Raw genomic sequence first — 19,123 nt, 5'->3', positions numbered from 1 at the left:
ATGGGCCGGCGCAGCTTCGGACGCGTCAGATCATGGTCATGACCATGGCAGGGTCGGCCAGGATTGAGCCGAGGTCCGCAAGGAATCGTGAACCCTGTTCCCCATCCACCAAGCGGTGGTCGAAGGACAGGCTGAGCGACATGACCTGCCGAACCGCGAGTTCGTCGTCAACAACCCACGGCGCCTTCCTCACAGCGCCAAGGGCCACAATCGCGGCCTCGCCCGGGTTCAGGATGGGAGTCCCGGCGTCGATGCCAAACACGCCGATGTTGGTGATGGAGATGGTGCCACCAGACAACTCCGACGGCGACGTCTTACCTGCCCGCGCCGTATCGGTCAGCTCAGTCAAAGCCGTGGAGAGCTCACGAAGCGTCAAGCGGTCCGCGTCCTTGATGTTCGGGACCGTCAGGCCCCGGGGTGTTGCGGCCGCGATGCCCAGGTTCACGTAATTGAACTGGACAATCTCCTGGTTGGCCTCATCCCACCGCGAGTTCAACGATGGGTTGTTCCGCAACGCCACCAGAACCGCCTTGGCCGCAATTGTCAGGGGCGTCAGCTTGTAGCCTTCGAATGCCTTATTGCCCTTGAGCCTGGCCAGCAATTCCATGGTTGCCGTGACGTCCACCGTGAGGAACTCCGTCACATGCGGGGCAGTGAACGCGCTCTGCACCATGGCTGCGGCCGTGAACTTGCGAACACCCTTAATGGGCGTTCGGGTTTCCCGCTCACCCTGTGCAGCAGAACCTGGAGCCTCAGCTGGAGCTTCCGGTGTACCGGAGAAGTTCTGAACATCCTCGCGGGTGATGAGCCCACCCGGCCCGGTCCCGGGAACGAGCTCCAGGTCGACCCCCAGGTCACGGGCGAGCTTCCGGACCGGAGGGGTGGATCGCGGTCGCTCGGAGGTTTCGGCCTCCGTCTGACGTGGCACCACGGGATCGGCGGCCGCGGGCGCCTCCGGCGCTGGGGCCTTCACGTTTTGTACCTGTACGCGGGCACGCCGCGTCGGGCGACCGGAATGTTCGACGACGGCGCCGTAACCGACCAGGTTCGGCTCGCGTTTCGCTGGGCTCCCCACCCCATCGGCGGGAGCGGCGGCACCATTGGCGGATGTCTCGACGGCGGCACGGTCACCTGCGGACCCCGTCCCGGCAGACTCTTTAACAGCAACAGGTGCGGCGCCCCCGTTGGAGGACCCGGCGTCGTCAACCTCGAACGAAACGATCGGCTTGCCAACCTCCACCACGCTGCCGGGCTGCTCGTGAAGTTCAGCCACCACGCCTGCGAAGGGCGAGGGCAACTCGACGACGGCCTTGGCGGTTTCGACCTCGGCGATGACCTGGTTCAGCGTAACGGTATCCCCCACCGCCACTTTCCAGCTCAGGATTTCCGATTCGGTCAGGCCCTCGCCCAGGTCCGGCAGCCTGAATTCCTTGATCATGGTGGCGGTCATCCTTCCAGTCCACTCAGGGAGTTGCGGCGGCCCAGGGCGCGGTCCACGCCGTCGAGAATTCTGTCCAAGTCCGGCAAGTGGTGCATTTCGAGCTTCGAGTATGGGTACGGAACGTCGAATCCGGTGATGCGGACGGGAGCGGACTCCAGGTAATGGAAGCAGCGTTCGGTGATGCTTGCAGCGATCTCGGCGCCGAGGCCACCGGATTGGCCGGCCTCGTGGGTGATGACCATCCGACCGGTCTTGCGGACAGAAGCTTCGACGACGGGATAGTCCACAGGGGCCAGGGAGCGAAGATCGATGACTTCCACGGAAATGCCTTCATCGGCCGCTGCCATGGCAGCGTCCTTGGCCGTTTTGACAAGTGGACCATAGGCAACCAGCGTGACATCGGAACCAGGGCTCACCACGGCAGCCTTGTCCAAAGGAAGCGCAGTGGAAAGGTCAATGGTCTCGTCCACGTCGCCCTTGTCGTGGTAACGCCGCTTGGGCTCGAAGTAGAGGACGGGATCATCGGACGCGATGGCCTGCTGGATCATGGTGTAGGCATCCTGCGGATTCGACACAGCTACAACCCGGAGGCCGGAAGTGTGGGTGAAGTACGCTTCGGGTGATTCGGAATGGTGCTCCGGCGATCCGATGCCACCACCGAACGGAACACGGATAGTGATGGGCATCTTGACTCGCCCTTGGGTCCGGTAGTGCATCTTGGCTACCTGGCTGACGATCTGGTCGAACGCCGGGTAGATGAAACCATCGAACTGGATCTCGCAAACCGGCCGGTAGCCACGGTAGGCCAAGCCAACTGCGGTGCCGATAATGCCGGACTCAGCCAGCGGCGAATCGATCACCCTGTGCTTCCCGAAATCCTTCTGCAGCCCATCCGTGACGCGGAAAACGCCACCGAGCGAACCGATGTCTTCTCCCATGAGGACTACTTTGGGATCGTTCTCGAGGGACTTCCGGAGGCCTGCATTGATGGCCCGGGCAAAAGTGAGCTTGGACATCAGAGTGCACCTTCCTCGACTGGCTGGTTGAAACTGTTCAGGTAGCGCGAGTAGTGGTCCTTCTGGCGTTCAATCCAGGAATTGGGGGTGCTGTAGACGTGGTTGAAAACGTCCAACGGCTGCGGGTCCGGCATGTCGATGCAGCTGGACCGAAGTTCCGCGGCCACCGCGTCAGCCTTTGCCTTCACCTGGGTTTCAACGTCCTCAGTCAGCAGGCCCTTGGCCTCCAGCAGTTTGCGCAGCCTCAGGATCGGGTCCTTGGCGGCCCAATCCTCCAGCTCGTTGGGGTCACGGTACCGGGTAGGGTCATCAGCGGTGGTGTGCGGACCCATGCGGTAAGTGACCGCCTCAATGAAGGTAGGTCCGCCGCCCTTGCGCGCCCGGTCCAAGGCAACACGAGTCGCAGCCATGACAGCCAGGACGTCATTGCCATCAACCCGCATGCTCGGGATACCGAATCCGGTGGGCCTGTCAGCCAACTGAACGTGGGACTGCACGCGCACGGGCTCGGATATTGCCCAATGGTTGTTCTGGCAGAAGAACACCACGGGTGCCTGGTAGCTCGCGGCGAACACCATGGCCTCGCTCACGTCGCCTTCACTCGTGGCACCATCGCCAAAGTAGGCAAGGACCGCAGTGTTGGCACCATCCAACTGGACGCCCATGGCATAGCCGGTGGCGTGCAGGCTCTGGGAACCTATGATGATCTGGGGCGTCGCCAGATTGATGCGCAGGGGATCCCAGCCATAGGAGGCGTTGCCTCGCCATACGCGGGCGATCTCGGAGAGGTGGGCGCCACGCACATAGGCCACGCCGCTTTCCCGGTAGCTCGGGAAAACGAAGTCGTCGTCCCGCAGGGAGCGGCTTGAACCGATCTGGGCTGCTTCCTGCCCCAGCAACGGGGGCCACAATGCCAGCTCGCCCTGGCGCTGCAATGCCGTAGCTTCCGCATCAATACGGCGAATAACCGTCATATCCTCATACAAGGAGCACAGTTGTTCATCGCTGATGTCCTTGACCCAGATATCAAATTCCGGGTGGCTGATGCGTTCGCCGTCCGGCGACACCAACTGGAGCATGTCGCCGCCGGTCCTCAAGGGATTTTGCGCACTATGTCCTGGGCGTGGAGCGTCATGGTGCACTCCCTTGCCCGCCTGATCCGTTAACACAGGTGATCGCAACCTTCCGGTTCGTTTTCGTCGGCGCTGGCGGGACTTGTGATCCTGTCGCAGACCGGCCCTCCGGCACCTTCGCCGGAGTTAATTGTGACCCTACTCACAACGCGCATCGGGTACAACTACCCTTGCTGAAATTGAGCATTCTGCCCTGTTTTGGACTCGGGCTCCGTGCTAATCTTGCGCATTATGCAACCCTTGGATGGCACTGACACCCGGCTCCTTTCCGCCATGGCCAAGGACCCCCGCGGGACGGTGGTGGCACTGGCGCAAAAGTTGGGTTTGTCCCGCAATACAGTGCAGGCCCGCATGGCCCAGCTCGAGAAGAAACACGCGTTCCTGTCATTCGAGCGGCGAATCAATCCGGTGGCCCTCGGCTATCCGTTGACGGCGTTCATCACGGTCCATGTGCAACAGCAGAAATTGGCCTCACTTGCCCAGGACCTCGCGGACATTCCGGAGATCCTGGAAGGTTTCGGCCTGACGGGCTCCGCGGACCTGTTGCTGCGGGTTGTGGCCCTGGATGCGGAAGACCTGTACCGGATCAACGGGAAGATCCTCGGCTGCGACGGCGTGGAGCGGACGGATACGGCACTGGCCATGCGCGAGATGATCCCCTATCGGGTGCAACCATTGCTGGGGCGGCGCACGAAGGCCTGAATTCCCTTTCTACCTGCAGTTATTCCTGGCGCGCTCTTGCCCATGGAAGCGGACATGCGATTTGATGCAAGAGAACGCATCGGGGACCGTCCAGAGGTTCCCGGCCAGGTGGTGGCGCTGCCGAAGGCTGCCGAAAGGGGCACTACCGTGAGCAATCCGCAAGAACCCAGCCAGCCGGATCACCAACCCGGGTATAACCCGCCGCCGGTTCCGCCGGGACCCGGGTACCCCCCGCAGAGTGGCGGCTCCCCGCAGTGGCAACAGCCGCCGTCGCCCGCTTCTCCCCAGGGCAACCCGCAATACGGCGTGCCGGGCCAGCCCCAAAACCAATACCAGCCGGGCCAGTACCCGCCCGGCCAGTACCCGCAAGGGCAATATTCCCCGGGGCAATACGGCCAGCAACCACCGAAAAAGAGCCGGAAATTGCTGTGGATCGTCCTCAGCGTTGTGGCGGGAGTTGTTGTGCTGGCTGTGGTGGGCATACTGGTGCTCGTCAACGTGGTGGGCAACGCAACCTCCAAGGCAAGATCCCTGGCCGATGAATTCACTAATCTGGTGGTGTCAGGCCAAACGGAGCAGGCCTACGACAACTACCTGAGCCAGCCGTTGAAGGATGAACTGGACAAGCAATCGTTCGTTGATGGCATTGCCAGCCTGGAGCTGGACAGCTCATGCAAACCAAACTACAACTCCGTGAACGTGAACTCGGAGAACGGAAACAACAAGGCGGACCTTGCCGGCAAGCTCCAATGCGACGGCAAGACCATCGATCTTCAATACATCTTCGAGGGCACCAACGAGCTGAAGATGAGCAGCATCCGACTCCGCCCCTAAGTGACTGGAAAATAATCCTTCCCACCACCCATCCACCTGCGCGAATGGTCCGAATCACTTCCTGAGAGCCCCACCCGGGGCTCAGCAGGACGGCCGGGATTTCCGGCCATCACCGGAAGGTTCGGACCAATGCGTACTTCGCCCAATCGCTTGATCGCCACCATCTTCGGAGCCGTTTACCTCTTGGTAGGCGTGCTCGGATTCTTTGTCACCTCGGGAATCGGCTTCTTCGCCACCGAGGGCGCCAACTTGATCATTTTCGCTGTGAACCCGCTTCACAACATCATCCACCTGGCCATCGGCGCTGCCCTTCTCTATGCCGGCATGAACAGCGTCACGCTGTCCAAATCCGTGAATACGGCTGTAGGAGGCGTCTACCTTCTGGTGGGTATCCTCGGGCTCTTCCTGGTGGGTTCCTCACTGAACATCATCGCCCTCAACGGAGCAGACAACGTGCTGCACCTTGCCAGCGCAGTTGTCCTGTTGGGTGTCGCACTGTCCCAGGACAAGGCCGCCGTAGCTTCCGCCCGCGCCTGATCACCCACTACGCGCCACTAAAAGCGAAAGGACGGCGGGAGCCATGGAAAGCAGAAATCACCCCACGTTGAAGGCAGCCAGCTTACTGTTCGTGTACTTCGCTGCCATGGCGGCCGGGATGGTCGAGCTTTCCCTTGCCGCCGGGTATCTCACCGGCATCAACCCGGTAACGCCCGGTTTGGTCATTGCCGGTGTGGCAACCCTCACGGCTGGCTTGGCCTTCCTGGCTTGGTCTCTGTGGGGCCTGCATCGCAACTCACTCATCTTCGCCCGCTATGCCGTTCCAGCCTTGGCAGTGGCTGCCTCGGCCCACGTCGCAGTCATGGCGGCAGGCGTCTCCACCCAGCGCTCACTTGACGTGAGCCACCTCGCCGCCCTCGGTCTAACGCTCATGGCACTTGCCGGAGCGGGCTGGTTGAGGCGGCAGCACAAGACCAACGACGGCGGCGCCCACGGCCAGCCAAGGACCGGGCGGCTTCTGGCAGCCGCGTTCGGAGCCGCCGTCGTTGTTGCAACAGTGGCAACACCCGGCCTGGCAGCCTCGATGGCCGGACAGCACGCCGTCCCCCATGGTGAACACGGCCAGTCGCCGGACGGAAACAACGGCCAGGGCTCCAATCCCGCCCTGGACCCGGGTCGCCACCACTAGGCGGCGACTGGACCGGCGCACCATTAACACTGCCCACTGTTGATGGTGCGCCTGGTTCGTGGATCATGGAGCCATGGATCCCATCGAGGCGCTCGACGAAATTTCCTTCTGGCTGGAACGAAGCCAAGCTCCCACTTTCAAGGTCCAAGCCTTCCGCAAGGCAGCCGACGCCGTCCGGCAGCTTGCGCCGGAAGATCTGGCGAAGCTTGTCAGCAGCGGGCGGATAACCAGCCTCAAAGGCGTGGGAAGCCGGAGTGCCGAAGTGATCACGCAGGCCATGGAGGACCGTACCCCCGACTATCTGGCCGATCTGCGTGAACGCGGAACAGAATCCTTGGCCGCTGGGGGCGACACCCTGCGGGCAGCCTTGCGAGGCGACCTTCACAGCCACAGCAACTGGTCCGATGGCGGCTCACCGATCGAAACCATGGTTGCCGCAGCCCGCACTCTCGGCCGGGAGTATCTTGCCCTGACGGACCACTCCCCCAACCTCACTATCGCCAATGGCCTCAGCGTCGAACGGCTTGAGAAACAACTGGGCGTGGTGGAAGGCATCAATGCCGCACAGGACGGCTTCCGATTGCTCAAGGGCATCGAGGTGGACATCCTTGAGGATGGAACCTTGGACCAGACACCGGACATGCTGGACCGTCTGGACGTAGTGGTGGCTAGCGTTCACTCCAAACTTCGGTCGGACAAGAAGACCATGACCACACGAATGCTGGGCGGCATCAGTGATCCCCATACCAACGTCCTGGGGCATTGCACGGGCCGCCTTGTCCAAGGATCGCGGGGTACCAGGCCTGAGTCTGAGTTCGACGCGGCCAAAGTGTTTAAAGAGTGTGCGGAATGGGGTGTGGCTGTAGAAATCAACTCACGGCCAGAGCGGCAGGATCCACCGGACAACCTCATCAACATGGCCCTCGACGCCGGCTGCCTGTTCAGCATCGACAGCGATGCCCACGCCCCCGGCCAACTCGACTTCCTGCAGTACGGTGCGGAGCGGGCGGAAGCCCTTGGGGTGCCGAAGGAACGGATTGTCACCACGTGGCCGCTGGAGCAGCTAAAGGAGTGGCTGAGCCTGAAGAAGTAACTGATCCGGACTCCAGAAGGCTCCTCCTGCCGTTCGCAGGAGGAGCCTTCTGTTGCGTTGGCCCTGTTTGGCTCGGTGTCGGCAGGGCTAGTGGTCTACAGCTTTCTCAGCACCGACGCCGGTCAGCGAGCGCACCTCCATTTCCGCCTGCTTGGCCGGATCCTCGCGCCGCTTATCCAGGACCGTACCCAGCCAGCCAAGGAAGAAGGCCAGCGGGATGGATACGATGCCCGGGTTGCTCAGCGGGAAGAAGGCAAAGTTTGCTCCCGGGATCATGGAGGTCTTGGCACCCGAAACTACAGGCGAGAAAGTGATCAGCAGGATGGCCGCAGCCAAGCCGCCATACATGCTCCAGACCGCGCCCTGGGTGGTGAACTTCTTCCAGAACAGGGAGTACACGATGGTGGGCAGGTTAGCCGAGGCTGCAACTGCGAAGGCCAAAGCCACCAGGAAGGCCACATTCTGGCCGTTGGCGAAGATGCCACCGAGGATAGCCAGGACGCCGATCACCAGTACCGTTCGTCGGGCCACTTTCACCTCGGTAGCAGCATCAGCTTTGCCCTTGGCAATGACATTGGCGTAGATGTCATGAGCGAAGGATGCCGCCGCCGTGATGGTCAGACCTGCCACCACCGCCAGGATGGTGGCGAAGGCAACCGCCGAAATGAAGCCCAGGAGCAACGGCCCACCCAAGTGGAAGGCCAGCAGCGGTGCGGCGGAGTTGACGCCGCCGGGTGCGGATTTGATGGTTTCTGCACCCACCAGGGCTGCTGCACCGTAGCCCAGCACCAGTGTGAACAGGTAGAACAGGCCGATCAGCCAGATCGCCCAGACAACGGACTTCCGGGCTTCCTTTGCCGTGGGAACGGTGTAGAAGCGCATCAGGACGTGCGGCAGGGCCGCGGTTCCGAGAACCAGGGCGAGTCCAAGGGACATGAAGTCGAGCTTGGAAGTTTCGGTCTTGCCATACTGCAGGCCCGGGTTCAGGATGGCCGGGTTGTTGGCGGCCTCGGCTGCAGAGCCCAGCAGGCTGGACAGGTTGAAGCCATAGATCGCAAGCACCATAGCCGTCATGACTCCGGCACCGGCAATCAGCAGGATGGCCTTGATGATCTGCACCCAGGTGGTGCCCTTCATTCCGCCGATCAGTACGTACATGATCATCAAGGCGCCGACGACGATGATCACCAAGGCTTGGCCACCCCAGTCGCTGATTCCCAGCAGGAGCGAAATCAAGCTGCCTGCACCTGCCATCTGGGCGAGAAGGTAGAAGAAGCAAACGGCGAGGGTGGACAGCGCCGCCGCGATACGGACCGGGCGCTGGCGCAAGCGGAAGGACAGGACGTCAGCCATGGTGAACTTGCCGGTGTTGCGGAGCAGTTCAGCCACCAGGAGCAGGGCAACCAGCCAGGCAACAAGGAAGCCGATGGAGTACAGGAACCCGTCGTAGCCGTTGATGGCAATGGCACCGGTGATACCTAGGAATGATGCCGCCGAAAGGTAGTCCCCGGCGATGGCCGTGCCGTTTTGGGAGCCGGTGAAGGACCGGCCGGCAGCGTAGTAGTCTGCCGCGGTCTTGTTGTTCCGGCTTGCCCGGAAGACGATCACCATGGTGACCGCCACGAAGAGGGCGAAGATGCCCATGTTGAGCAGGGTGGTGTCTTTCAGCGCTTCGACGTTGACTGCTGCCGGGACGATGGTATTCATTTTGCTGCCCCGCTGATCACATTGCCGTCCTTATCGAATTCGTGGCCCTCGATCTCGTTGCGGATTTCAGCAGCGATGGGATCCAGTTTCCTGTTGGAGTAGCTCACGTACCAGGCCGTGATGCCGAAGGTGGTGACGAACTGCAGCAGGCCGAGAATCAGGCCGACGTTGATGTTGCCCCAAACCTTGATGGACATGAAGCCGACTGCGTAGTCGGCCAAGAGAACGTAGGCGAAATACCAGAGCAGGAATACCACTGCCATCGGAAAGACAAAGCTGCGGTGCCGCTTGCGCAGTGTCTTGAACCGTTCCGTCTGTTGGACTTCCTGGAAGTCCACGGACGCCGTTGCGTCCTGGGGTTGGGCCTCATTACCCATGGTTCCTCCTGATTGTGATGTGTCCACATCAGCTCCACACGCATTGCCAATGTGACTGCAATCACTATCGAACGTTCTGTGGCACCTGTTCCAGAGAATCGTCCGCTGCCGTCGCCCAACGGTTGCGACGTTGCGCCAAACGGTGGCCGTGAGGGAGCATCAGGGCAAGCGGGCGGACCCCACCAGTGCGTCCGGCTACGCTGGCCTTATGCCCGATTCCCCGCTTTTCACCGCAGCAGCGATCGCCGTGATCGTGCTGGCAGTCGCCGTCGTCGTGGGCGTTGGCCTCAAAGTGATCCGCTCGTTCCGCGACCTTGGCACGGACGCCGAACGTGCAACCTACAACACACTCCATGCAGCCTCCAAGGCAGGGCAGCACCTTCGCGCTGGTCTCCACCCCGCAGGCGCAGCCAAGGCCAGCAAGCAATTACGGGCTCTGCTGGGCTGCGATGCCCTGGCCATCACGGACACCGACGCCGTGCTCGCCTGGGATGGTGCCGCCGAGGAACTCCGGCCATCGCTGATGCGGCTCGCGGAGGAAGTATTAACCACTGGCCGGACGGTGGTAGTAGCTGTCGGGTACCCCTCAGCCGCTAAGCCGGATCACGGCAACCACGACTTCAGCGCTGTCATCGCACCGATCCGGGCTGGATCCAGGGTTGTCGGCTCTGTGGCTGCACTCGCTCCCGCGGCCGGGGCCGGTTTGGTGAGGGCAACAAGCGAGGTGGCCGATTGGATTGCCGCGCAGCTGGAGCTCGCGGAGCTGGAATCATCGCGCACCCTCCTGATGGAGGCCGAGGTCCGTGCCCTGCGGGCCCAGATAAGCCCACACTTCATCTACAACTCGTTGAATGCCATTGCCTCGTTCATCAACACCGATCCGGCCCGGGCCAGGGAGCTCGTGGTGGAATTCGCCGATTTCACCCGGTACTCGTTCCGGAGGCATGGCGACTTCACTACTGTGGCGGAGGAACTCCGCTGCATTGATCGCTACCTCTTGCTGGAGCGCGCAAGGTTCGGCGAGCGGGTCCAAGTGAGCCTGCGGATCGCTCCGGAGGTCCTCAGCACGGTCATCCCGTTCCTTAGCCTCCAACCGCTGGTTGAAAACGCCGTCAGGCACGGCTTGGAGGCCAAGGAAGGACCCGGACACATCACCATTTGCGCGAATGATTCCGGTGCGTTCGCCGAAGTGACCATCGAGGACGACGGCGTCGGCATGGACCCGGAGCATCTGCGGTCTGTGCTCGCAGGGCACACGGACGGGATCCACGTGGGACTTCGCAATGTGGACGCCCGCCTGCGACAGGTCTATGGCGACGAGCACGGACTCATCATCGACACGGCCCCGGGCGAAGGAACCATGATCACCATGCGGGTGCCGAAATCGCAGCCCGGGCACGACGCCTGAGGCCGGTTAGTCTTTAATCATGATCAACGTCCTCGTCGCTGATGACGAACTGCCCGCCGTGGAGGAGCTCGCCTTCCTGTTGGGCCGGGATGAGCGGATTGGCGCCATCCACCGGGCATCGTCCGGCGCAGAGGCGCTACGGACCTTGGAAACAGAGTCAGTGGACGCCGTATTCCTCGACATCCATATGCCGGCGCTCTCAGGGTTGGACATCGCACGCGCCATATCCCGCAGCAGCAGTCCTCCGGCAGTCGTGTTCGTCACCGCAGACGAAGACTGCGCACTTGAAGCCTTTGACCTCGCCGCCATCGACTATCTGCTGAAGCCCTTGCGCGCTGAACGGCTTTCCCGTTCCGTGGACCGCATCAGTGAGCTCATCAAGGACGGAACCCCCGCGCCGGAGATGATCACGGTGGACCTCGGCAGCACAACCCGCATGATCCGCCGCGACGACGTAACCTACGTGCAGGCCCAGGGTGACTACGCAAGACTGCACACGGCCGAGGCCAGCTATCTGATCCGTGTTCCCCTCAGCGACCTTGAACAGAAGTGGGCAGATGCCGGCTTTATCCGGATTCATCGCTCGTATCTCATCGCCTTGAACCATGTGCAGCACCTCAAGCTTTCGGCCACGGGGCCGAGCGTGGCAGTTGCCGGCGCCGAGCTGCCCATCAGCCGCAGGCACTTGCCATCGGTAAGGGACAAGCTGCAGTCCACCCGCATCCGGCCCCAAGGATGACACGCGTCCGCGTCACTGCCCCGCGCCAATCAGCCACGGCGACACCGGGGGCCTCGGGAAAGTTACCGTACCCGGGGGAACTTGCCGAGGACTCCGATGCCGGCCGGATTTTCATCCGCTCGCTCATCCGCTCCCAGCTGCGGTTGGCCTTGGTGGTGGCCTGCGGGTTCCTGGTCATTCTTGCCGTGATCGCAGTATTCCTGGTCTATGGACCCGGGGTGGCGGAGACCCGCATTTTCGGCATTCCCCTGGACTGGCTGGTCCTGGGCGCGGGCATCTACCCCGTCATCGGACTGAGCGCTTGGCTCTACAATCGCGCGGCAGCCCGCAATGAGGCGCGTTACCAGGACCTTGTGGAGGATAAGTGAACCCTGCTGTTGGGCTCTTCGCTTTTCTGGCCGTTTCCATCGCGACTGCGGTCATTGGCTTCTATGGCTTGCGCATCTCACGCACAACCGGCGACTTCTACGTCGCCTCCCGAACAGTCCCCCCGTGGTGGAACGCATCCGCAATCGGCGGCGAGTACTTGTCCGCCGCCAGCTTCCTGGGCGTCGCGGGGCTGATCCTGCTTTCCGGAACTGACGCGCTTTGGTTCCCCGTGGGGTACACCGCCGGTTACCTGATGCTGTTGCTCTTCGTGGCCGCTCCCCTGCGCCGCTCCGGCGCCTACACCATTCCGGATTTTACCGAAGCCCGGCTGGACTCCAAGCTGGTCCGACGGGTGACAAGCCTGGTGGTGGTGGCCGTCGGCTGGCTGTACATCGTTCCACAGCTTCATGGCGCGGCGCTCACCATCCGGATCACCACCGGACTGCCGTCGTGGGTAGGTTCGACGGCGGTGGTTCTGGTTGTGTGCCTCACGGTGGTGGCAGGTGGAATGCGCTCGATTACTTTTGTCCAGGCCTTTCAGTACTGGTTGAAATTGACCGCTTTAGCGGTACCTGTCGTGTTCGTTCTTCTGGTGCTGGCAGGCAATGGCGCACAGCCGCAGGCGCCCTTGCCCCTCAACCCCACCGGCCAAAGTGCCGCCGGGGCATACCAACACATATCGCTCTTGGTGGCGTTGCTCTTCGGAACCCTGGGCCTACCGCACGTCCTGGTGAGGTTTTATACCAACCCGGACGGCCAATCGGCCCGCCGGACCACGCTGATCGTGTTGGGGCTGCTCTCCGTCTTCTATCTGTTTCCCACGCTGTCGGGTGCCTTGGGGAGGATGTTCGCACCCGACCTCGCGCAGTCCGGCCAGGCCGACGCCCTGGTCCTGTTGCTGCCCGGGAGGTTTGTAGGCGGTGTGGCCGGTGACATGCTGTCTGCGTTGGTGGTGGCGGGCGCCTTCGCCGCTTTCCTGTCCACGACGTCCGGGCTGGTGGTTTCGCTTTCCGGCGTCATCAGCCAGGACCTTTTTGGGGGAAGCGTAAAAGGCTTCCGCCTCGCGGCGTTACTCGCCGCCGTCGTGCCTTTGGGCTTTGCCCTGATGACTGACACACTTGCGCTGGCTGGAAGCGTCGGCTTGGTTTTCGCCTTCACGGCGTCCACCATCTGCCCGGTGCTGCTGCTCGGGATCTGGTGGCGTGGGCTAACTGATGCGGGCGCCATCGCGGGGATGCTGATTGGTGCGCTTCTTTGTGGCGGCGCCATGGTGGCGGGCACCCTCATGGGCCCAGGCAACGCGCCCGCGTGGTTGGCGCAGCCTGCAGCGTGGAGCGTCCCGGCCGCCTTCGCGGTGACCGTGACGGTGTCGATCATGACAAAGCACCGCGTACCGGCCTCGGTGAACCGGGTAATGTCACGCCTGCATGTGCCGGAGCGTCCGGTAGTCACGGAGCGATAGCGGCAGCAAGCCGTTGTCCGCGGCCCCTACAGGGTGGACAATGACGCCATGTCCGATGAAGCGGGTGCAGCGGGTCCCGAACCGCCGGCGCCCACGACGGAGCTATCTCCCAGCGTCCGGGCGCAATTGCTGGCCACGGAGCACTGGAGCCTGCTCGCTTCAAGGAGTACCACCCAAGGCGAAGTCCTCACCCGCATCAGCATGTTCCTGACGTTTACCTCGGCAAGCCTGCTCAGTGTGGCGCTTGTTGGTAACGCTACCCAATTTTCAGATGACTTCAGGGCCTTCGCGCTGACGATTCTCAGCATCGACGTCGTCGTAGGACTGCTAACACAGATCCGGGTCTTGAACGTCGGCATGGAGGACCTCATGTACGTCCTCGCCATGAACAGGTTGCGTGCCGCCTACGTCGAACTCGATCCCGGCATGGCGCGCTACTTGATGGCGGGCTACCACGACGACGAGGCAGGCTCGGAGCAGACGTACTACTTCCTGGGCGGGCGGGGCTCATTCAGCCAAGTAGCAGGCAGCAGCATGATGTTCATCATGACGGCCAACTCGGCGTTGCTTGCACTGCTGATCGGCTCTGTCTTGACTGTCCTTCAGGTCCCCACGCCCGTCTCAATCAGTGTGGCTGTGGTGGCCGCACTGGCCTTTTTCGCAGTCACCATGGTCCGCGGCGGGCGCCGGTATTACGCGGTGTGGAAGATCAACCAGCCAATCTCCCCCACCCCGCATTAGCCCGCCCTTCGAACTAATCGATGGCCGCCATGAGCTCTACAACACGGGCGAGAAAGGCATCTACCTGGGCCTCTTCGTAGCCATCGGCGCCCTTGGCCGCACGGAAAACAGCACGCCGCACTGTGTCTACGCTCAAGGCCTGATCGTGCTCGAGGTACCCAATAAGCTCGGAGCACAACGCATCGACATCCTGGACGTTGTAGCTGCGGGTCCTTTTCGCGGACGGGCGCCGGAAGCGCTCGCCGTCGGGCCGGTGCAGCCTGCCCCGCAGGATGCCGGAGAGCTTGCCGATCTCGCGCAGCCAGGCCTCTTCGCCCTGCTGGCTGATGAGCTCGTCCCTCTCCCGACGCGCAAACGCGTCCTCCAGCCGGTCCAGCGCAGCATCCACACTGTTGGCGTCGTAGCCGCCCTTGACGGGGTCGAAAGCCACGGCACGTACATCTACGCTGGCCACTTGGTCGGCCGTGCCCACAGGATTCTCAAACGACGTCCGGGCTCGCTGGAGGAACTCATCCACTTGCTTGGCGTTATAGCCGTACTTGCTCCGCTCCACGCGATCGAACGTTGCGGGAATCTGGCGTCGAATATCCAAGGCCACTAATTTTCCTTCATTGGTTGTCAGACGCCGCTCAGCAGCGCGAACAGAACATAGGCTACAGGGGCTGCGAACACGATGGAGTCCAAGCGGTCCATCACGCCACCGTGGCCGGGCAAGATGCTGCTCATGTCCTTGACGCCAAGTTCGCGTTTGACCATGGACTCGGCGAGGTCTCCGGCGGTTGATGCGGCGACCATGCCCACGGCCAGCACAAGGCCCACCCACCAAGGCTTGTCGAGCAGGAAGATGCAGGCAAGGACGCCGATGACCATGGCCCCGCCCACTGATCCCGCGAAGCCCTCCCAGGACTTCTTGGGGCTGATCTTGGGGGCCATGGGGTGCTTACCGAAAGTAGCACCAACGATGTAGCCGAACGTGTCATTCGAGACCACCAACAGCAACAAAGTCGCTATCTGCCACGCGCCGTCGGGTATCCCGTTCGGCCAAAAGCCGAACGGGGTGGCACCACCGGTGGCGTGGAGCGGCAATGCCGCGAAGCTGATGAGGAACGGAATCCAAGCCAGGGTGAAAACGCCGGCAAACACACTGCGCGGCGCCCCCGCAGCGCTCTCGATGGAGCGCCACAGCAAAACCGCCACCGAACTCGCCGTCATAGTGAAAAGCAAACCCTCAAGTCCGCCAAAGTAGGCCGACACCGGCATCACCAGGCTGCCGATCATCACGGGAACGATCGGCATCCTGGTTCCCTGCGCTTCAAGCGCCCGGAAAACCTCCCAAACACCCAGTACCGCGAAAGCAGTAGTGAGCAGGACGAATCCCAGCGGGAGGAAAAGCAATCCACCCAAAACGGCCAGAAGCATGGCAAGCCCGACGCCGATGGCCGCCGGAAGATTCCGGCCTGCCTTGGGTGTGGGGTTCTTCCGCACGCGCCTGACGCGCTTGGGGGTATCGCGTGTCGGGACCCGCTCAGCGGGTGCCGGCTCAGCCTGGTTCATCAGACCTCGAGCAGCTCGGCTTCCTTGCGCTTGAGCAGTTCGTCGATGCTGTCCACGTGCTGCTTGGTCAGGGCGTCGAGTTCCTTCTCAGCGCGTGCACCCTCGTCTTCTCCGGCTTCGCCGTCTTTGACGAGCTTGTCCAGGGAGTCCTTGGCCTTACGGCGGATGCTTCGGATGGATACCTTCGCGTCCTCACCCTTGCCCTTGACGATCTTCACGTACTCCTTGCGGCGCTCCTTGGTGAGCTCCGGTATGGTCACGCGGATGACGTTGCCGTCGTTGGAAGGGTTGGCGCCAACCTCAGAGTCGCTCAGTGCCTTCTCAATGTCGCGCAACGCTGTCTTGTCGTAAGGGGTGATCAGGATGGTCCGGGCATCAGGCACACCGAAGGAGGCCAGCTGTTGAAGCGGAGTAGGTGTGCCGTAGTACTCGACGATCACCTTGTTGTACAGGGCGGGGTTGGCCCGGCCAGTGCGGATCGACGCGAAATCGTCCTTGGCTACCTCCACCGCCTTATCCATCTTCTCGCCGGCTTCGAGCAAGGTCTCTTCGATCACGGGTTTCTCCTCAGAAATAGTTGCTACCCAACTGCAGGCGGCAATGCACAGTAAAGATCCGCCACCAGGGGCGGACGGTCCTAGAAATATCCTAGCCCTTGCTAGGGAGTAACCAAGGTTCCCAGCGTTTCGCCCAGGATGGCGCGGGTAACGTTGCCCTCACCCTCCATGCCGAACACCACCATGGAAAGACTGTTGTCCTTGCACATGGTCATTGCAGTCTGGTCCATGACCCGGATGTCACGGCGCAGGGCGTCATCGTAGCTGAGGACATCCAACTTCTCGGCTGTGGGGTCCTTCTTGGGATCGGCGGTGTAGACGCCGTCCACACCGCTCTTGGCCATGAGGACCACGTCTGCGTGCACTTCAAGGGCCCGCTGTGCCGCAACGGTGTCGGTGGAGAAGTAGGGCAAGCCGGCGCCTGCGCCGAAAATGACCACGCGGCCCTTTTCCATGTGGCGGATGGCGCGGCGGGGAATATAGGCCTCCGCGACCTGGCCCATGGTGATAGCGCTCTGGACCCTGGTCTCTACACCGGCCTGCTCCAGGAAGTCCTGCAGCGCCAAGCAGTTCATCACAGTGCCCAGCATGCCCATATAGTCGGCGCGGGAGCGATCCATACCGCTTTGCGACAGTTCGGCGCCGCGGAAGAAATTACCGCCGCCGACAACGATTGCCACTTCTACCTCGGTGACTGCTGCCGCGATTTGCTTGGCGATGGCGCGTACGGTCTCGGGATCGACGCCGAGCTTGCCTCCGCCGATGACCTCGCCGGAAAGTTTCAGAAGTACACGTCGACGGGTCTTCTCGGGCTGGATAGCAGTGTTGACGGTTTCCATGGTGCCTTCCCGTTGGTGGACTCTGGCTAGATTATCGTGCTGTGGGTCCGCGCAGGTACTACCCGGACGGGTGCATGAAAAAGGGGCGGCCACCGAAGTGACCACCCCTTTTCATGAATTACTAGTTTCCGACGCGGAAACGGGTTACTGCGGTTGCCTTGACGCCGGCTTCCTCGAGGACCTGTGCAACAGTCTTCTTGGAGTCCTTGGCGAATGCCTGGTCAACCAGAACTTCACCCTTGTAGAAGCCCGTCACGCGGCCTTCCACGATCTTGGAAAGAGCAGCTTCGGGCTTGCCTTCAGCCTTTGCGGTCTCTTCGGCGATGCGGCGCTCGGACTCGACCAGTTCGGCCGGGACGTCGTCGCGGGTCAGGTAGTTCGGAGCCATGGCTGCGACGTGGACAGCGATGTCGTGCGCGGCGGTGGCAGCGGCTTCGCCTTCACCGTCGACAGCGAACAGGACGCCGACCTGAGCCGGGAGGTCCTTGGACGTCTTGTGCAGGTAAGCGTCAACCGTGGTGCCCTCAACGCGGGAGATACGGCGGACAACAACCTTCTCGCCGAGGACTGCGCCCTCTTCGACAACAACCTCGGACAACGGCTTGCCGTCGACCTCGGTGGCCAGCAGGGTCTCGAGGTCGGCTGCACCGGACTCGACTGCAACGTTGAGGACCTTATCGGCCAGCTGGATGAACTTGTCAGCCTTGGCGACGAAGTCAGTCTCGCAGTTGACCTCGATCATTACGCCGACGCCGCCGTTGACCTTGGCAGCAACCAGGCCTTCAGCAGTGGAACGGCCTTCGCGCTTGGTAGCACCCTTGAGGCCCTTGATGCGGATGATCTCGATGGCCTTCTCAGCGTCACCGTTGGCTTCGTCAAGAGCCTTCTTGACGTCCATCATGCCGGCGCCGGTGCGCTCGCGCAGGGCCTTGATGTCAGCAGCAGTGTAGTTCGCCATGTGAACCCCTCTGTCTAGAAATTTGTGTGTTTACGGACTGACAGGACGGCAGCCCACCGTGTGAGCCGCCATCCTGTCAGTTGCCCCTGACGCTGTATCCAGCATCAGGGAAGGTCCAGATTTACTTGGCTGCTTCGGCTTCGCCGGCTGCAGCTTCAGTTGCTTCGGGAGCCTCGGCTGCGGGAGCTTCTGCTGCCGGAGCCTCGGTTGCCGCTGCTTCTTCGGCCTTGCTGCCTTCGAGGAGCTCGCGCTCCCACTCAGCCAGCGGCTCTTCCGGAGCTTCGGTGGTGCCCGTTGCGCGCTGGTTGCGGGCGATGAGGCCCTCAGCTACGGCGTCGGCAACAACGCGGGTGAGCAGGTTGACGGAGCGGATGGCGTCGTCGTTACCCGGGATCGGGAAGTCAACTTCGTCGGGATCGCAGTTGGTGTCCAGGATGGCAACAACCGGGATGTTCAGCTTCTTGGCTTCGTCAACAGCAAGGTGTTCCTTCTTCGTGTCAACAACCCAGAGAACCGAGGGAGCCTTGGTCAGGTTGCGGATACCACCGAGGTTGGATTCAAGCTTGGTGAGTTCACGCTTAAGGAGCAGGAGCTCCTTCTTGGTGTAAGCCGAGCCGGCGACGTCGTCGAAGTTGATCTCTTCGAGTTCCTTCATGCGCTGGATACGCTTGGCGACGGTCTGGAAGTTGGTGAGCATACCGCCCAACCAACGCTGGTTGACATACGGCTGGCCAACGCGGGTAGCCTGCTCGGCAATTGCTTCCTGAGCCTGCTTCTTGGTGCCAACGAACAGGACGGTGCCGCCGTGGGCGACAGTAGCCTTGACGAACTCGTAGGCGCGGTCGATGTAGGACAGCGACTGCTGGAGGTCAATGATGTAGATGCCGTTGCGCTCCGTGAAGATGAAGCGCTTCATCTTCGGGTTCCAACGACGGGTCTGGTGTCCAAAGTGGACGCCGCTGTCAAGCAGCTGGCGCATAGTTACGACGGGCATGCCGACGCTCCTT

Annotated in this window: 21 protein-coding genes; 10 read left to right on the top strand and 11 right to left on the bottom strand. The window is 62.1% G+C overall.

Going from position 1 to position 19,123, the window contains the following annotated elements:
* Positions 1-25: 25 nt before the first annotated feature.
* From ACNAOT_RS07760 to pdhA, 3 genes are read right to left on the bottom strand one after another with little or no spacing between them, the layout of a single operon-like run.
* Positions 26-1,450 carry a dihydrolipoamide acetyltransferase family protein gene (locus ACNAOT_RS07760; RefSeq protein WP_420180637.1) on the bottom strand — a complete coding sequence of 475 codons (1,425 nt, stop codon included), beginning with the start codon at positions 1,448-1,450 and terminating at the stop codon, positions 26-28.
* Positions 1,447-2,457, bottom strand: a complete 1,011-nt coding sequence (locus ACNAOT_RS07755; RefSeq protein ID WP_179019045.1) for an alpha-ketoacid dehydrogenase subunit beta — start codon at positions 2,455-2,457, stop codon at positions 1,447-1,449. Before ACNAOT_RS07755 ends, ACNAOT_RS07760 begins: the two co-directional genes overlap by 4 nt.
* Complete coding sequence (gene pdhA, locus ACNAOT_RS07750) at positions 2,457-3,626, bottom strand: pyruvate dehydrogenase (acetyl-transferring) E1 component subunit alpha (protein ID WP_364305610.1); 1,170 nt, start codon at positions 3,624-3,626, stop codon at positions 2,457-2,459. The genes ACNAOT_RS07755 and pdhA overlap by 1 nt, the downstream gene beginning before the upstream one ends.
* A 195-nt stretch (positions 3,627-3,821) precedes the next feature.
* On the opposite strand from pdhA, the gene ACNAOT_RS07745 reads away from it, so the two are divergent.
* The 5 genes from ACNAOT_RS07745 (at position 3,822) to ACNAOT_RS07725 (ending at position 7,405) form a co-directional block, all read left to right on the top strand.
* Positions 3,822-4,292 (top strand): Lrp/AsnC family transcriptional regulator, encoded by a 471-nt coding sequence (locus tag ACNAOT_RS07745; protein ID WP_091466379.1) that lies wholly within the window; start codon positions 3,822-3,824, stop codon positions 4,290-4,292.
* A gap of 54 nt (positions 4,293-4,346) precedes the next feature.
* Positions 4,347-5,126, top strand: a complete 780-nt coding sequence (locus tag ACNAOT_RS07740) for a hypothetical protein (protein WP_420180636.1) — start codon at positions 4,347-4,349, stop codon at positions 5,124-5,126.
* A gap of 129 nt (positions 5,127-5,255) precedes the next feature.
* Complete coding sequence (locus ACNAOT_RS07735; protein ID WP_011774231.1) at positions 5,256-5,663, top strand: DUF4383 domain-containing protein; 408 nt, start codon at positions 5,256-5,258, stop codon at positions 5,661-5,663.
* Positions 5,664-5,706: 43 nt separating this feature from the next.
* Positions 5,707-6,312 (top strand): hypothetical protein, encoded by a 606-nt coding sequence (locus ACNAOT_RS07730; protein ID WP_420180635.1) that lies wholly within the window; start codon positions 5,707-5,709, stop codon positions 6,310-6,312.
* A gap of 73 nt (positions 6,313-6,385) precedes the next feature.
* Positions 6,386-7,405 carry a PHP domain-containing protein gene (locus ACNAOT_RS07725; RefSeq protein ID WP_420180634.1) on the top strand — a complete coding sequence of 340 codons (1,020 nt, stop codon included), beginning with the start codon at positions 6,386-6,388 and terminating at the stop codon, positions 7,403-7,405.
* An 87-nt stretch (positions 7,406-7,492) separates the two neighbouring features.
* Here the strand turns inward: ACNAOT_RS07725 and ACNAOT_RS07720 are convergent, their stop codons facing one another.
* Together ACNAOT_RS07720 and ACNAOT_RS07715 are read right to left on the bottom strand one after the other, a co-directional pair.
* Positions 7,493-9,112, bottom strand: a complete 1,620-nt coding sequence (locus ACNAOT_RS07720; protein ID WP_420180633.1) for a cation acetate symporter — start codon at positions 9,110-9,112, stop codon at positions 7,493-7,495.
* Positions 9,109-9,489 carry a DUF485 domain-containing protein gene (locus tag ACNAOT_RS07715; protein ID WP_017199418.1) on the bottom strand — a complete coding sequence of 127 codons (381 nt, stop codon included), beginning with the start codon at positions 9,487-9,489 and terminating at the stop codon, positions 9,109-9,111. Before ACNAOT_RS07715 ends, ACNAOT_RS07720 begins: the two co-directional genes overlap by 4 nt.
* Positions 9,490-9,697: 208 nt before the next feature.
* On the opposite strand from ACNAOT_RS07715, the gene ACNAOT_RS07710 reads away from it, so the two are divergent.
* The 5 genes from ACNAOT_RS07710 to ACNAOT_RS07690 are packed head-to-tail and all read left to right on the top strand — an operon-like array spanning position 9,698 to position 14,208.
* The gene (locus ACNAOT_RS07710; RefSeq protein ID WP_420181137.1) at positions 9,698-10,897 is read left to right on the top strand and encodes a sensor histidine kinase; all 1,200 of its coding nucleotides are present in this window, start codon (positions 9,698-9,700) and stop codon (positions 10,895-10,897) included.
* Positions 10,898-10,916: 19 nt separating this feature from the next.
* On the top strand, positions 10,917-11,636 hold the full coding sequence (locus ACNAOT_RS07705; protein ID WP_091466370.1) for a LytR/AlgR family response regulator transcription factor: 720 nt from the start codon (positions 10,917-10,919) through the stop codon (positions 11,634-11,636).
* A complete protein-coding gene (locus ACNAOT_RS07700; protein ID WP_091466368.1) occupies positions 11,633-12,004 on the top strand; it encodes a hypothetical protein in 372 nt (123 codons plus the stop codon). Before ACNAOT_RS07705 ends, ACNAOT_RS07700 begins: the two co-directional genes overlap by 4 nt.
* Entirely contained in the window at positions 12,001-13,467 is a 1,467-nt protein-coding gene (locus ACNAOT_RS07695; RefSeq protein ID WP_364305623.1) for a cation acetate symporter, read from the top strand. The genes ACNAOT_RS07700 and ACNAOT_RS07695 overlap by 4 nt, the downstream gene beginning before the upstream one ends.
* 48 nt (positions 13,468-13,515) lie before the next feature.
* On the top strand, positions 13,516-14,208 hold the full coding sequence (locus ACNAOT_RS07690; RefSeq protein WP_420180632.1) for a hypothetical protein: 693 nt from the start codon (positions 13,516-13,518) through the stop codon (positions 14,206-14,208).
* 13 nt (positions 14,209-14,221) lie between these two features.
* Here the strand turns inward: ACNAOT_RS07690 and ACNAOT_RS07685 are convergent, their stop codons facing one another.
* The 6 genes from ACNAOT_RS07685 to rpsB all read right to left on the bottom strand — a co-directional run bounded on the left by ACNAOT_RS07685 (position 14,222) and on the right by rpsB (position 19,110).
* Positions 14,222-14,806 (bottom strand): DivIVA domain-containing protein, encoded by a 585-nt coding sequence (locus ACNAOT_RS07685; protein ID WP_420180631.1) that lies wholly within the window; start codon positions 14,804-14,806, stop codon positions 14,222-14,224.
* A 20-nt stretch (positions 14,807-14,826) separates the two neighbouring features.
* Positions 14,827-15,762 carry a phosphatidate cytidylyltransferase gene (locus ACNAOT_RS07680; RefSeq protein ID WP_091466361.1) on the bottom strand — a complete coding sequence of 312 codons (936 nt, stop codon included), beginning with the start codon at positions 15,760-15,762 and terminating at the stop codon, positions 14,827-14,829.
* On the bottom strand, positions 15,762-16,319 hold the full coding sequence (gene frr, locus ACNAOT_RS07675; protein ID WP_011774219.1) for a ribosome recycling factor: 558 nt from the start codon (positions 16,317-16,319) through the stop codon (positions 15,762-15,764). Before frr ends, ACNAOT_RS07680 begins: the two co-directional genes overlap by 1 nt.
* A gap of 101 nt (positions 16,320-16,420) precedes the next feature.
* Positions 16,421-17,158: a UMP kinase gene (gene pyrH, locus ACNAOT_RS07670; protein WP_014921238.1), complete on the bottom strand. Its 738-nt coding sequence runs from the start codon at positions 17,156-17,158 to the stop codon at positions 16,421-16,423.
* Between the two features lie 121 nt (positions 17,159-17,279).
* Positions 17,280-18,116 (bottom strand): translation elongation factor Ts, encoded by an 837-nt coding sequence (tsf, locus tag ACNAOT_RS07665; protein ID WP_026541489.1) that lies wholly within the window; start codon positions 18,114-18,116, stop codon positions 17,280-17,282.
* 121 nt (positions 18,117-18,237) lie between these two features.
* Complete coding sequence (gene rpsB / locus ACNAOT_RS07660; protein WP_017199410.1) at positions 18,238-19,110, bottom strand: 30S ribosomal protein S2; 873 nt, start codon at positions 19,108-19,110, stop codon at positions 18,238-18,240.
* Positions 19,111-19,123: the final 13 nt, after the last annotated feature.

It is taken from the genome of Paenarthrobacter sp. TA1.8 (assembly GCF_048595705.1).
Classification (GTDB): domain Bacteria; phylum Actinomycetota; class Actinomycetes; order Actinomycetales; family Micrococcaceae; genus Arthrobacter; species Arthrobacter nitroguajacolicus.
This window is presented reverse-complemented; position numbering and strand designations above follow the sequence as displayed.

Excerpts from the sequence above, each read along its gene's own strand:
- ACNAOT_RS07735 (WP_011774231.1), top strand. The coding sequence starts at position 5,256 with ATGCGTACTTCGCCCAATCGCTTGATCGCCACCATCTTCGGAGCCGTT.
- ACNAOT_RS07710 (WP_420181137.1), top strand. The coding sequence starts at position 9,698 with ATGCCCGATTCCCCGCTTTTCACCGCAGCAGCGATCGCCGTGATCGTG.
- ACNAOT_RS07760 (WP_420180637.1), bottom strand. The coding sequence starts at position 1,450 with ATGACCGCCACCATGATCAAGGAATTCAGGCTGCCGGACCTGGGCGAG.
- pyrH (WP_014921238.1), bottom strand. The coding sequence starts at position 17,158 with ATGGAAACCGTCAACACTGCTATCCAGCCCGAGAAGACCCGTCGACGT.
- tsf (WP_026541489.1), bottom strand. The coding sequence starts at position 18,116 with ATGGCGAACTACACTGCTGCTGACATCAAGGCCCTGCGCGAGCGCACC.
- ACNAOT_RS07700 (WP_091466368.1), top strand. The coding sequence starts at position 11,633 with ATGACACGCGTCCGCGTCACTGCCCCGCGCCAATCAGCCACGGCGACA.
- ACNAOT_RS07705 (WP_091466370.1), top strand. The coding sequence starts at position 10,917 with ATGATCAACGTCCTCGTCGCTGATGACGAACTGCCCGCCGTGGAGGAG.
- ACNAOT_RS07740 (WP_420180636.1), top strand. The coding sequence starts at position 4,347 with ATGCGATTTGATGCAAGAGAACGCATCGGGGACCGTCCAGAGGTTCCC.
- ACNAOT_RS07725 (WP_420180634.1), top strand. The coding sequence starts at position 6,386 with ATGGATCCCATCGAGGCGCTCGACGAAATTTCCTTCTGGCTGGAACGA.
- ACNAOT_RS07715 (WP_017199418.1), bottom strand. The coding sequence starts at position 9,489 with ATGGGTAATGAGGCCCAACCCCAGGACGCAACGGCGTCCGTGGACTTC.
- ACNAOT_RS07720 (WP_420180633.1), bottom strand. The coding sequence starts at position 9,112 with ATGAATACCATCGTCCCGGCAGCAGTCAACGTCGAAGCGCTGAAAGAC.
- ACNAOT_RS07730 (WP_420180635.1), top strand. The coding sequence starts at position 5,707 with ATGGAAAGCAGAAATCACCCCACGTTGAAGGCAGCCAGCTTACTGTTC.
- ACNAOT_RS07755 (WP_179019045.1), bottom strand. The coding sequence starts at position 2,457 with ATGTCCAAGCTCACTTTTGCCCGGGCCATCAATGCAGGCCTCCGGAAG.
- ACNAOT_RS07745 (WP_091466379.1), top strand. The coding sequence starts at position 3,822 with ATGCAACCCTTGGATGGCACTGACACCCGGCTCCTTTCCGCCATGGCC.
- rpsB (WP_017199410.1), bottom strand. The coding sequence starts at position 19,110 with ATGCCCGTCGTAACTATGCGCCAGCTGCTTGACAGCGGCGTCCACTTT.
- ACNAOT_RS07690 (WP_420180632.1), top strand. The coding sequence starts at position 13,516 with ATGTCCGATGAAGCGGGTGCAGCGGGTCCCGAACCGCCGGCGCCCACG.
- ACNAOT_RS07680 (WP_091466361.1), bottom strand. The coding sequence starts at position 15,762 with ATGAACCAGGCTGAGCCGGCACCCGCTGAGCGGGTCCCGACACGCGAT.